Annotated in this window: 7 protein-coding genes; 6 read left to right on the forward strand and 1 reads right to left on the reverse strand. The window is 69.9% G+C overall.

Translation table 11 applies throughout. The annotated features are described in order from the left end of the window. Positions 1 to 201: 201 nt before the first annotated feature. Entirely contained in the window at positions 202 to 459 is a 258-nt protein-coding gene (locus ACGFWI_RS38550; RefSeq protein WP_393910732.1) for a hypothetical protein, read from the reverse strand. A 490-nt stretch (positions 460 to 949) separates the two neighbouring features. Here ACGFWI_RS38550 and ACGFWI_RS38555 point away from each other — a divergent pair, with 490 nt between their 5' ends. The 6 genes from ACGFWI_RS38555 to glpK all read left to right on the forward strand — a co-directional run. Continuing rightward, entirely contained in the window at positions 950 to 3268 is a 2319-nt protein-coding gene (locus ACGFWI_RS38555; protein ID WP_393910733.1) for a HAMP domain-containing protein, read from the forward strand. Between the two features lie 19 nt (positions 3269 to 3287). Then, on the forward strand, positions 3288 to 4625 hold the full coding sequence (gene pgsB, locus ACGFWI_RS38560) for a poly-gamma-glutamate synthase PgsB (RefSeq protein WP_393910734.1): 1338 nt from the start codon (positions 3288 to 3290) through the stop codon (positions 4623 to 4625). Continuing rightward, positions 4622 to 5104 carry a poly-gamma-glutamate biosynthesis protein PgsC/CapC gene (locus ACGFWI_RS38565; RefSeq protein WP_393910735.1) on the forward strand — a complete coding sequence of 161 codons (483 nt, stop codon included), beginning with the start codon at positions 4622 to 4624 and terminating at the stop codon, positions 5102 to 5104. Before pgsB ends, ACGFWI_RS38565 begins: the two co-directional genes overlap by 4 nt. Before the next feature lie 49 nt (positions 5105 to 5153). Further along, complete coding sequence (locus tag ACGFWI_RS38570) at positions 5154 to 6194, forward strand: NlpC/P60 family protein (RefSeq protein ID WP_393910736.1); 1041 nt, start codon at positions 5154 to 5156, stop codon at positions 6192 to 6194. Further along, positions 6191 to 8152, forward strand: a complete 1962-nt coding sequence (locus ACGFWI_RS38575) for an ArnT family glycosyltransferase (protein ID WP_393910737.1) — start codon at positions 6191 to 6193, stop codon at positions 8150 to 8152. The genes ACGFWI_RS38570 and ACGFWI_RS38575 overlap by 4 nt, the downstream gene beginning before the upstream one ends. Before the next feature lie 659 nt (positions 8153 to 8811). After that, positions 8812 to 10154, forward strand: a 1343-nt coding sequence (gene glpK, locus ACGFWI_RS38580; protein WP_393910738.1) for a glycerol kinase GlpK, incomplete at its 3' end; no start/stop codon positions are given.

Consider the following 10154-nt stretch of genomic DNA (forward strand, 5'->3'; position numbering starts at 1 on the left):
GGGGTTGCGCCGGGTCCAGGGCCGCCGCGTGGCGGGGGGTTTGCACGGTGTCATCCACGGAAGCTGCCGCGTTCTTGGGGGTACCTGTGCCCTTCCGGGGGGCGACAGCCGGCGCGACTCCGGCGCCCAGGATGACGGCCAGCGCCCCAGTGGTGCCGGCGACCCGGGCTCGTAACGGGCTGTGACGCCTTCGTGCGTGTTTCATGGGCAGTCCTTCTCCATGAGGGCGAACACCGCGTGACCGGCGGTCGGTTGGCGCTCATCGTAATAGGTGATTTGCCATTGCCAAGCCAAGACCCCTTGTTTATGCGGAGAGTTCTTATTACCGCACAGTTGGTGATGTGACGCCGTCGGCACTTTCTGAAGTTGCGCGGCGTCGGTCTCGTGCCCTGCGCCGTCGTCGGCCGTACAGCCGGCCTTTCCCGAGGATCCGTCTGCACGTGGCTCGACCTTCGACACGTGAAATGGGTCGCGGAGTTGAGCATGTCGAGTGCCAACGCGGGATACGTACGGGAGACCTGCCCTGGCGTGCCGATGCCAGTGGTCAGCGCCCTGCGTTCGACATCCTCGTGACCAGTTACAGCGGCACGGAATGCGACGTCGGAGCGGGCAGCAGGAACCGGCGATTAGCTCTGGAGGAACGCCTCGACGGTGCGAGCGCGCCGGTATTCGGGCTCGCCGAGTTTCGACAGGGGCGTTGGCGAATTCGCCACCACCGGGATGAGGCGGAGGTCCAGAAGTGGCCATTTCCTCGGTCGATTTGAGTGCAGAGGTTCCATATGGTCCGTATGCAGGGAAGCGTCGCGACCGAAATTGTGATTATCGTGTGAACGCAGCTCGATACTGGTCGAGTTGCCACCCGTTCATCCCCCCCACGTGCCGAGAGGAGGCTGCCCTGCACCCGGTTGCTCACGCGCCCCGTCGACACCGTGCGCGACGCCGCGCCGACATGCCTTTGCTCGGAGGTGTCCGTCCGCCGATCGCCGCACTGCTCTGCGCGCTGCTGGCAGTTGCCGTCTTTCCCACACTCGGCGTCGGCGCCGTTCATGAGCAGGAGGTCCCCCAGGCTGTACGCGACGCGGAACGCCGGATCGCCGAGGATGCCGCGGACTCGTTCAAAACATCCGTCGACGTCAGGGCCAGGACAGTGCGTCGTTCCGCCGCGTCGGTCAGGGCCCCCGCGAGCGGTACTCCGAAGGCGACGCTGCGGTCCCTCCTTCCGACCGGTCCCCCGGTCCGGGGCGGTGTGCTGCTCGCCCCGCACACTGGCAAGCCGCTCGCGGCCGGCGGTGAAACGGTGCCGCTGACCGGGGTGGACGCAGCGGCCCTGGCGCGGTCCCCTGCCGCCAACCTCCCGCCCCGGCTGGTCACTTCGGGCCGCGCCGGACCGCGACTGTTGTTCTTCGCCCGGGTGGCTGTCTCTGCTCCCGACCGGAACCAGGACGGCAAGCCGGACCAAGCACGGGACCTCGCGGGGGAACAGGGCGATGGTGCACGCGAATTCCTGCTGATCGTCTCGGAAAAGGTCGCGGCCCTCGCGGTCCACGGAGACGGGCGCACCGCTCAACTGGTGGTCCGGAACGGAAAGGTGCTTGCCACCACGGCCGCCACTGGCAAGCCCCTGACACTCGACGCCAAGGACCGCGCCCTGCCCTCCGCTGCCGCGGACGCCGGTCTGCACACCGGTGACGCCTCCGGCAGCATGCTCGGCGACGGTCACGACGGGCTGCGCAGGGTCGCGGGTTGGGCATCGGTCGCCGCGATGGACGGCAAGGACGACGCCTTCGGGCCGGGACTGACGATTCTCACGCTCAGGGATGTGACTCCGGCGAAGGGCGGAGCCGACCACACAGGGTTCGCCATCGTGGCCGCGGGCGCGTTGGTGGTGATCGCGGCGCTGGTCGCTCTGGTGCTGTGGGTCACCGTGCAGCGTCCGCTGCTGCGGCTGCACCTGTCCGCTGCCCGGCTGGCCAAGGGCGCCGGCGAAATGCCCGGAGTACGCGCGGAGTTGGCGCGGCCGGTGGCAGCCGGTGCGTTCGGCGAGCCCGGCAGGGTCGGCCGGGCGCTGGAGTCGATACGCTGCCAACTGCTCGGCCAGACGGGACCGGAGCCTGTGCGGCCGGGGCGGCGCCGCCCCGGTGCCCGGGCTCTGGTCCTCATCTGCACACTCGTGATCGCCGCGTGGGGAGTGCCGCTGCTGTTCCTGCTCAACCGCGTACCGGCCGCCCAGGCCGTACCGGCAGCCGCCGTCGCCGACCAGCAGGCACGCACCGAAGCCACCGCCGACCGGGTGCGGCAGTCCCTCGGCCAGAGCCACGCCGACCTCGCGGCGACGGCATCAGCCATCGCCGGTGCGCCACGGGAGCGGGCGGCGCAGGTTCTGCGACGTGAACACGCCGACCATCCCACATACCGATCGCTGTACATGCTGGACCACACCGGTGCCATCGTGCTGCGAGCGGGCAAGGAGCCGCTGCGCACCCTCGTCCGTCCCACCGGCGACGGAATCACCCAGGTCAATACGACAGGCAAGATCCCCGCGATCGCCGCCTACGTCCAGATCCCGACGGCCAAGAACGCCAAGAACGGCGATAAAGGCGGGGACACCGCCTCGGCCGTAGTCGTCGCAGAGATCGGCGTTGACGCGCTGAACGACCTGGTTGCCCGGCCGGGGCTCGGCAGAGTGTGGCTGACCGACGAGCACCACAGAGTGCTCGCGGCAAGCGTCGGCTTTCAAGCCTTCCAATCGCTTCCCAGCCGCGCCCTCACCCGTCTGGTGGCCAAGACCGACGCGGCACCCGGCGGCGCGGGCAGCCCCGCATCGGCCATCCTCCACGCGGGGACCGCGCCGGGCGCGGGCCCGTCGGTCGCGGCCGCCGCGCCACTGGCACAGACGGGGCCGGCCGCCGGCCTCGGCTGGCGGTTGGTCTCCGCCGAACCCGCCGCAGCACTCAAGCTGGCGGCATATCAGGTCCAGTCACGCACCATGCTGGCCGGGCTGCTCGCCCTGGCCGCGGGGGGCGCCTGCCTGAGCTGGCTGCACATCGTGGTGGTCAGACCGCTGCGCACCCTCACCAGATGCGCGGAGCGGCTGGCCGACGGTGACCGCCGCACCGTGCTGTACCCGGTCCACCACGACGAGTGCGGTTCGGTCACTCGCAGTCTGGAACTGCTCCGGCAGGCGCTGGTGGAGCGGGACCGCGGCGGCGGGCGAGCTTACGTTGCCTCTGTCCCTGCCCCATCGTTCCAGCGCGGCAGCGCACCGTAGCAGTGAAGGATCAACCGACGTGCTTTTCCTCTATGTTGTCCTGCTGCTGAGCTGTGCCGTGCTGCTGGTCGCCGGCGTGCTGGAGCAGCGGCGCCACTACGCCGCGCTGGCACAGATCCCCACGCGGGTGCTGGTCAACGGCATTCGCGGCAAGAGCTCGATCACCCGGCTGTGCGCGGGGGCGCTGCGGGGCGGTGGCCTGGTCACCGTGGCCAAGACCACCGGCACCGCTGCCCGGTTCATCCACCCGGATGCCACAGAGGAGCCGGTGTACCGGAAGTTCGGCATCGCGAACGTCGTCGAGCAGATCGGCATCGTCCGGCGCGCGGCGGCCTACCGGCCAGATGCTCTGGTGATCGAGTGCATGGCGGTGATGCCCGCACTTCAAGAGGTCAACCAGGAGAAGCTGATCCGTTCCACCATCGGCGTGCTGTGCAACGTCCGCGAGGACCACCTCGCCGAAATGGGTCCGACGCTGGACGATGTGGCCCGCTCGCTGTCCCGGTCGATGCCGGTCGGCGGCGTCTGTGTCACCGCCGAGCAGGAGCGGCTGCACATCCTCAAGGAGGAGGCGGACAAGCGGAGGTGCCGCCTGATCGCGGTCGATCCGGCATCGGTCACCGACGAGGAGCTGCGTGAGTTCAGCTGGTTCACCTTCAAGGAGAACGTCGCCATCGCGCTGGCAGTGGCCGAACTGCTCGGCGTGGAGCGGGCCACCGCCCTGCGCGGCATGTGGGACGCGCCACCGGACCCCGGCGTGCTCTCCGTCGAGCGCTACCGCACATCGGACGGCAAACGGCTGCGCTTCGCCAATGTCTTCGCCGCCAACGACCCCGAGTCGACGTTGATGAACGTCCGTCAGCTGGAGGAGCTCGGTGCGATCCGCCGCCCGCTGAACGTGGTCGTCAACTGCCGCCCGGACCGGGTCGAACGCAATGGGCAGATGGGAGCGATCGTCCCCGACCTGGCCCCGGACACGGTCTTTCTCATCGGTCATCCGACCAAGAGCGCCCGCGACGGCATCCCGTCGGGCTGGTCGTCGGGGCGGGTGGTGGACCTGGGCGGCGACCGGCGCGACGCGCAGGAGCTGACCCGCGCCCTCCTCGCCGAACTGGCCCCGGATTCCTCGCTGGTGGCCGTCGGCAATATCCACGGCCAGGGCGAGCTGTTCCTGGAGCACCTCAGCAGGCTGCCCTCGGACGACGCCGACGAGCCACTTCCGGCCGCGCACCCGCCCGAGCCGGAGCCGTACAGCTGGGTGGCATCGCTGAACGACCCGACGTCCGGGCCGCATCTCCCGAGCCCCGCCGCTGCCCATGCCGAAGCGCTGTACCAGCCGACAAGGAACCCGCTGTGATCCCCGTCAACGTCACTCCGCAGACCATCGCGCTGGGGATAGCCCTCGGCCTGGTCTTCTCACTGGTGTGCTATCTGACCACCAACCTCTCTCCCGGCGGCATGATCACCCCCGGCTGGCTCGCGCTGACCCTCGTCACCGATGTGGTCCGGGCCGCGATGGTGATCGGCGTCACGGCGCTCACCTTCGTCGCGACCAAGGTCCTTCAGCGTCATGCAATCCTTTACGGGAAGCGGCTCTTCGCCGCCGTGGTGCTGTCCGCAGTGCTGCTCCAGACCACGGTGCTGCTCGCGCTCCAGCACGAGTTCCCGCTCCTTTACACCGCCCAGACACTGGGCTTCATCGTGCCCGGCCTCATCGCCTATCAGTTGGTCCGCCAACCGCTGGCCGCCACCGTGATCTCCACCACCGCGGTGACCCTCGGCACGTATGTGGTGCTCGTTGCCGGGCTGCTGCTGGGGGCCCTGCCCGTCGGCTGAACGAGCCGCACGCGTCCGCCTTACCCATCCGCACGTAAAGGAGGTCACCATGGGCACCAACCCCACCCCGCCCGGCAGCCCCAGTCGCCGTCAGATCCTGGCCTGCGCCGCCGGTCTGGCCTCCGCAGGTGCGGTCACTGGATACGCATGGCACCGCTTCCGGAGCGGCGTACCGGGCGGTGGCTTCTCGGTCCCCGTCGGCGGCTACCGCTTCGAGCGCCGCGGCGCGCCTGCCCGGACGGTGGTTCGCGCCGCCGGCGACCGCGTGCTGGCCACCTTCACCGACGGTGCCCGCACCGCGCTGCTGACCGGCCCGACCCGTACCTGGAGCGAGCCGCGCACCACCGGCGCGGTGGTGCGCAGCGACGCCTGGGTACGGCTGATGGGCGATGCATGGAGTCAGGACAAGGAGCGAACCCGCTGGTTCCGGGAGTGGTTCCCCAAGGCCCTGGCCGACCGCAGTCCGGACGTCCTCGCCGTGGCCTTCCAGTACGGCGACGGGGCGCACGATCTGCGCACCGCATCGGGTCTGCGCTACGCCGGCAAGGCTCACTTCGGGCCGCTCGTTCCCGGACAGTCGCCGACATCATTCGACTACCGCGATGAGAAGTCCGACTTCTACGACTACCTCGGCACTCCCTGGACCTTCCCGGACGGCATCCGCAAGCACCCGGAGAAGGAGCGCTACGGGGACGTGGACTGCTCCGGCTTCATGCGCCTCGTCTGGGGTTACCGCATGGGCTACCCCCTGCACGCCACCAACAGCCCGGGGGCCGGCCTGCCCCGCCGCGCCTACGCCATCGCCTCCCGGGCCCCCGGCGTGCTGCTGATCCCGAACACCGGCCGGCCACCTGCCGACATCAGCCTGCTGCTCCCCGGCGACCTCGTCTTCTTCGCCATCGACATCGGCAGACCGCGCGACATCGACCACGTCGGCATGTACCTGGGTCCGGACACGGACGGGCGCCCGCGCTTCTACTCCAGCCGCTCGCGGGCCAACGGGCCCACCATGGGCGACCTGGCCGGCCGCGCGACGCTCGACGGCCATGGCTTCTACGCCCAAGGGTTCCGCAGTGCCCGCCGCCTGTGAAGCCGACGCACCCAGCCCGCCGCCCCAGGAGAGACCCCGCCCTGGCCACCACCCCCCTCACCCGGGACGCCACCGACCGGCACCACCCCTCGCAGGGCATCAGACGCGCCCACGCCAAGCGCCGTCAGCGGACCGCCGTCAGCCAGGAGTGCTACGCCCTGCTGCTGATCCTGGCAGCCGCCGCGGTGCTCTACACCTGGGCCATCGACCGTGCCGCGGTGCACCCGTACTACACCGCGGCCGTGCGGTCGATGGCGGCGAACTGGCACGCCTTCGTCTTCGGCGGGCTCGACCCGAGCGGCTCGGTCACCCTGGACAAGATCCCCGGTGCGCTGTGGCCGCAGGCCCTTTCCGTCAGGCTCCTCGGACCGTACAACTGGGCGGCGGTACTGCCGCAGGTGCTGGAGGGGGTACTCGCTGTCTGGGCGCTGCACCGGATCGTCCGTGCCTGGGCGGGCCCCTTGGCAGGGCTGCTCGCCGCGCTGGTACTCACCCTCACTCCGGTCACCGTCGCGCTCAACCGGCACAACATCCCCGACACCCTGCTCGTCCTGCTGCTGGTCCTCGCGGCAGGATCGCTGCAGAAGGCCGTCCGCACCGGGAGGCTGCTGCCGCTGCTCGTCTGCGGGACATGGGTGGGCCTGGCCTTCCAGGCCAAGATGCTCCAAGCGTGGCTCGTCCTGCCGGTCTTCGCCGCGGTGTACCAACTGGCAGCACCTGGTTCCCGATGGGACCGGGCCCGGCGGCTGCTGCTCGCCGGGATCACCGCACTCGTCGTCTCCTGCTCCTGGCTGCTGCTGGTATGGGTCACCCCCGCCGCGAACCGTCCCTACACCGACGGGACCAGCAACAACAACCCCTTCACCCTGGTCTTCGGCTACAACGGGCTGAGCCGCTTCGGCAACGACCCGCACGCGCTGGGCGCCGTCGCCGGCACCGCCGCCAGCCGCACCACCGGTAACACGGGTTGGACCATGGTGGTCAACCAGAGCGTGGGCCCCCAGATCGCCTGGCTCCTGCCGCTCGCCGTACTGGTCTTGGCGCTGGGCGTGTGGTGGCGCGCCGGACAGCCGCGCACCGACGGGCCGCGAACAGGGTTCCTGCTCTGGGGCGGCTGGCTGGCGCTTCACATCGTGGTCTTCAGCAACTCCAACGGCAACCACGGCTACTACATGACCGTACTGGCCCCGGCCCTCGCCGCGCTGGCCGGTGGCGGAATCGCCCTCCTGTGGGCCGAGTACCGCGCCGGTGGCCAACGTCGGGCGGCGCTGCCCGTCGCTGTCGGGCTCACGGCACTGTGGGCCGCGGCAATTGACGGCCCGCACAGCGAATTCGCGCCCTGGCTGCTGCCAGTGGTGCTGATGCTCGGCCTGTGCGGGACCGTCGGCCTGTGGACCAGCGGACCACACACCACACGACGGGCGATGCACAGCGTCCTGGCAGCGTCCCTGACAGCCGTACTGCTCGCCCCGGCCGTCTGGGCCGTCTCCTGCCTGAACCCGCGCTACCCCGGCTCACCGATAGAGCCACTGGCCGGACCAGTCGGCCCCGGCTACCAAGATGCGCACCACCACCGGGCCAAGGTCCGACGAAACCCCTTGAACGAACCGTCCGGGCGGGACAGCGCACTGCTGAACTACCTCTCCGCGCACCGTTCCGGGGAGAAGTACCTGCTCGCCACCCAAGCCGCCTACGGCGCCTCGCCCCTGCTGCGCGCCACCCCCCAACCCCTACTGGTCATGGGCGGCTTTACCGGCCTGACCCCCTATCCGACCGCACCACGGCTCAGGGACCTGGTCTCCGCCCACCAACTGCGCTACGCCCTCCTCACCACGCGCCGCCCGTCGACACCGGCGTCGGTCTGGGTGAAGAGAAGCTGTACCCCCGTCTCCCCCAAGGCCTACGGTCAGCTCTCGGACGGAAGCTTCACTCTCTACGACTGCGCTGGAGGAAAATGACCTCCTGAACACGGCGAGTTCCGCGGCCCACACACTCACGGATCGCGACGGCTCCCGTACGCAGGCGGCTGCACCGCCACTCCGCATTCGGGACGGGCGACGGCCTCGCACACTCGCTGATGGGGCGTCACCTGCGTCGGTCAGTACAAGGGTTACGTGGCCCGCCCTCTGGACGCTCCGCAGGCGGCGGGCCAGATCGCCCTGCGCACCATGGGGCCTCGAGCAGCGCCGCCCTCTCTCGTCGGCCCCTACTGACCTATGCCGACAGTGCGCTCGGCTACGCGGAAGAGCTCTGCTCGATCGCCCCGGCGGATTCCGGGAGGGCGACCTGTGGGGGCGCGGCTGCCATACGGGACTGCGCCCTCGCCGTACCGCGCGATCTCGGCCACGGCAGGCTCTGGATCACTGCCTCAAGGATCTTCGAAACTTTCAGTTACCGGGCGGCAACCCCTTGACGTCACCCTCAGGGCGGGCAAAACTGCGTCCGGCGGTCGACATTGCCGAACAGTGGATGGCATCGGGGCAGAGTCGCTCCGACCGGTCTCCGCCGGAGTGCGTCGGCGAGCTGAATCGGCGCCGCCCCGTACCAGCTGGCTCCCACGTCGATCGAGCCCAGCCGCCCCACCCCGCACCGTATTGAGCCGCTCCAGGAGCACACCGTGACCCACGCGCGAACCGCCGGCCCGTTCATCGCCGCGATCGACCAGGGCACCACGTCAAGCCGATGCATCATCTTCGACCGGGACAGTCGGATCGTCTCCATCGACCAGAAGGAGCACGAGCAGATCTTCCCCCTGCCGGGCTGGGTGGAGCACAACGCCAGTGAGATCTGGACCAACGTCGAGGAGGTCGTCGCCGGCGCCCTCGACAAAGCCGGGATCACCCGCGGCCTCAGAGCGATCGGCGTCACCAACCAGCGCGAGACCACCGTCCTCTGGGACAAGAAGACCGGCGAGCCGGTGCACAACGCCATCGTCTGGCAGGACACCCGCACCGACGCGCTGTGCAAGGAGCTCGGCGGCAACGTCGGCCAGGACCGGTTCCGCCACGCGACCGGCCTGCCGCTGACCTCCTACTTCTCCGGCCCCAAGATCCGCTGGCTGCTGGACAACGTCGCCGGCCTGCGCGAGCGCGCCGAGCGCGGCGAGATCCTCTTCGGGACCATGGACTCCTGGGTCATCTGGAACCTCACCGGCGGCCCTTCCTGCGGCGTCCACGTCACCGACGTCACCAACGCCTCGCGCACCATGCTCATGAACCTGCACACCCTGGAGTGGGACGAGCGCCTCCTCGCCGCCATGGATGTCCCGGCCGCCATCCTGCCGCGGATCCGCTCCTCCGCCGAGGTGTACGGCATGGCCGGCGGAGCCCTGTACGGCGTGCCGGTCGCCTCCGCGCTCGGCGACCAGCAGGCGGCGCTGTTCGGCCAGACCTGCTTCTTCGAGGGCGAGGCCAAGGCCACGTACGGCACCGGCACCTTCCTGCTGATGAACACCGGCCGCCGGCCCGTCCACTCCCACAGCGGGCTGCTGACCACGGTCGGCCACCGGATCGGCCGGCGGGCGCCGGTCTACGCGCTGGAGGGCTCCATCGCGGTCACCGGCTCGCTGGTCCAGTGGATGCGCGACCAGCTGGGCCTGATCGGCACCGCCGCGGAGATCGAGACGCTGGCGAGCTCGGTGGGGGACAACGGCGGCTGCTACATCGTCCCTGCCTTCTCCGGCCTGTTCGCCCCGTACTGGCGCTCCGATGCCCGCGGCGTGATCACGGGCCTGACCCGCTACGTCACCAAGCAGCACATCGCCCGCGCCGTGCTCGAGGCCACCGCATGGCAGACCCGCGAGATCGTCAACGCAATGCACAAGGACTCCGGCGTTGCCCTGACCTCACTGAACGTGGACGGCGGCATGACCTCCAACAACCTGCTGATGCAGACCATCTCGGACTTCCTGGACGCCCCTGTGGTGCGCCCGATGGTCGCCGAGACGACCTGCCTCGGCGC

Origin of the sequence: Streptomyces sp. NPDC048434 (assembly GCF_043200375.1) — a bacterium.
Lineage (GTDB): Bacteria > Actinomycetota > Actinomycetes > Streptomycetales > Streptomycetaceae > Streptomyces.